Origin of the sequence: Acidisphaera rubrifaciens HS-AP3 (assembly GCF_000964365.1) — a bacterium.
In the GTDB taxonomy this organism is placed as follows: Bacteria; Pseudomonadota; Alphaproteobacteria; order Acetobacterales; family Acetobacteraceae; genus Acidisphaera; species Acidisphaera rubrifaciens.
In genome coordinates this window covers 1-2,246 of record NZ_BANB01000348.1, presented here as the reverse complement: position 1 = coordinate 2,246, position 2,246 = coordinate 1, and the positions used below count along the sequence as shown (strand labels likewise).

The window sequence follows — 2,246 nt, the reverse complement described above, 5'->3', positions numbered from 1 at the left end:
CAGCCGGTCCCAGTAGGTGACGTGGAATGCGAGGGGCAGCAGGTCGCGCCGGCCGTTCGCGAGAGCGGCCAGCAGCGCCTCGGCCGGCGGGCAGGACGAACAGCCCTCGGAGGTGAACAGCTCCACCACGACGGGACGCGGGGCCGGCGCGGCGGCGCCGAGCAGGACGGCGCCGAGGATGAGTGCGGGGATGCGCGCCGGCATGGGTGGATGCCTCCGGTTGGGGTAAGTGGCTACAGGACCGGCAGGCCCATCGCCTGCCGCATGAACAGGCGCTTGAGCCCCGGCAGCCGGTCCACGGCCGCGAGGCCGAGATCGCGGGCGAGGCGGACCGGCGGCAGGTCGTTGCTGAATAGCCGGTCGAGCGCGTCGGTCGCCGCCAGCATCAGCAGGTTGTCCGGGCGCCGCGCCCGCTGGTAGCGGGTCAGCACCTCCGCCGATCCCGGATCGCCGCCGTTCCAGACCGCCTCGGCGATCAGCCCGGCCAGCGCCGCGGCGTCCCGGAACCCGAGATTGAGGCCCTGCCCGGCGATCGGATGGATGCCGTGGGCGGCATCGCCCACTAGGGCGAGGCGTTCGGCGGTGTAGCGGTGGGCATGCAGGGCGCCGAGCGGATAGAGCCAGCGCCGCCCCACCAGCCGCAGCCCGCCGAGATGCGGCCCGAGCCGCTGCGCCACCGCCTGCGCGAAGGGCACGTCCGGCAGGTCGATGAGCGCGCGCGCCGCCGAGGCGCGTTCCGTCCAGACGATGGCGGAGACGTTCGGCATGCCCGGCTGCCCGGTCATCGGCAGCTGCGCGAACGGGCCGGCCGGCAGGAAATGTTCGAGCGCCAAGCCGTGATGCGGATGCTCGTGGGCGATGGCGCAGACGATGCCGGCCTGACGGTAGGGAAAACGCGTGACGGGAATGCCCGCCGCGTCGCGCAGCGGCGAGTTGCGCCCCTCGGCGGCGATGACCAGCCGGCAGCGGATGGTCGGACCGCCGGCCACCGCCACCTCCGCTCCCTCCGGCGCGCGGGTGACCCGCGCCTCGGCCGGGGCGAACAGGTGCAGGCTCGGGTGCTCGTGCAGCGTGCGGTTCAGGGCGACGCGCAGCGCCCGCGCCTCGACCATCCAGCCGAACGCCGCCTCCTCGCCCTCCGGCGGATCGAGATCGCGGCTCGCGAAGTCCAGCCGCAGGGGCGACGGGCGCCGGCCGAGGCGGCCATCGGTCACCCGGATGTCGCGTATGGCGCAGGGCTCGTCCGGCAGCCGGTCCCACAGGCCCGCGAGTTCCAGCAGGCGGCGCGATCCGGCGGCGATGGCGTAGGCGCGGCCGTCGAAGTCGGGATGTTCCATCGGCGGCAGGGCGGCGCGGTCCACCACGGCGGTCGCGATGCCGTCCGCCGCCAGCCGGCAGGCAAGCGCCCCGCCGACGGGGCCGGCGCCCACGATGCAGACCTCGGTATCGATCGTCGCGTTCATGGCATGCCTTTCGTCCGCCGTCCCGGCCGGTTACGGCCGTACGGTTACCTTCGTGTCATCTCTGCCCGAAAGCGGGCCACCTAGCGGCGGTCCTGCTGCCGCAATTTTATGCAGACCCCGCGACACGGCCCGGTTGCGCCCGGCGGCCGGCGAGTCCGGCGCGCGGCACGGTTCTTGAGTAGCCCCTGTCCGGTCCATCAAGGCGGAGCTGCCACATGAAGCTCATCATGGCGATCATCAAGCCGTTCAAGCTCGACGACGTGCGGGAAGCGCTGACCCCGCTCGGCGTCCAGGGGCTCACGGTCTCCGAGGTAAAAGGTTTCGGCCGGCAGAAAGGCCAGACCGAAATCTACCGCGGCGCCGAATATCACGTGAACTTCCTGCCCAAGGTGAAGATCGAGGTGGCGGTGCCCTCCTCGCTCGCCGACCAGGTCGTCGAGGCGATCATGAAGTCGGCGCACACGGGCAAGATCGGCGACGGCAAGGTGTTCGTGCTCGACCTCGAACGGGCGGTGCGCATCCGCACCGGCGAGCTCGACTCCGAGGCGCTCTAGCCCCGGGCCGAACGCGGCCACCCAACCCCTGCCCGGTCGTCCCGCCCGCCGCCTTCCGATACCTCCAGACGCGGCGCCGCGACGACCGCTCCTTCGCTTCACCATCCCCGCACCGCATCGCCGGATGCACACGCAATAACGAGGACAGACGCCCTATGCTGCGTTCCCGTGCCCTGAGGGGCTGTATGACATGGCTCGCGCTGCTGCTTGTGGTGGCGCTGCCGCTGAT

3 protein-coding genes are annotated in these 2,246 nt (G+C 72.1%); 1 reads left to right on the top strand and 2 read right to left on the bottom strand.

The genetic code is table 11. The annotated features are described in order from the left end of the window. Both B8460_RS10855 and B8460_RS10850 read right to left on the bottom strand, forming a co-directional pair. The coding region (locus B8460_RS10855; RefSeq protein ID WP_048861619.1) for a DUF1223 domain-containing protein at positions 1-204 on the bottom strand (204 nt) is incomplete at its 3' end. Between the two features lie 29 nt (positions 205-233). After that, the gene (locus B8460_RS10850) at positions 234-1,463 is read right to left on the bottom strand and encodes a UbiH/UbiF/VisC/COQ6 family ubiquinone biosynthesis hydroxylase (protein ID WP_048861618.1); all 1,230 of its coding nucleotides are present in this window, start codon (positions 1,461-1,463) and stop codon (positions 234-236) included. 215 nt (positions 1,464-1,678) lie between these two features. Here B8460_RS10850 and B8460_RS10845 point away from each other — a divergent pair, with 215 nt between their 5' ends. Next, entirely contained in the window at positions 1,679-2,017 is a 339-nt protein-coding gene (locus tag B8460_RS10845) for a P-II family nitrogen regulator (RefSeq protein ID WP_048861617.1), read from the top strand. The last annotated feature ends 229 nt before the right edge of the window (positions 2,018-2,246 follow it).

Bases quoted from the DNA above. Each gene is read 5' to 3' on its own strand.
- B8460_RS10850 (WP_048861618.1), bottom strand. From the start codon at position 1,463: ATGAACGCGACGATCGATACCGAGGTCTGCATCGTGGGCGCCGGCCCC.
- B8460_RS10845 (WP_048861617.1), top strand. From the start codon at position 1,679: ATGAAGCTCATCATGGCGATCATCAAGCCGTTCAAGCTCGACGACGTG.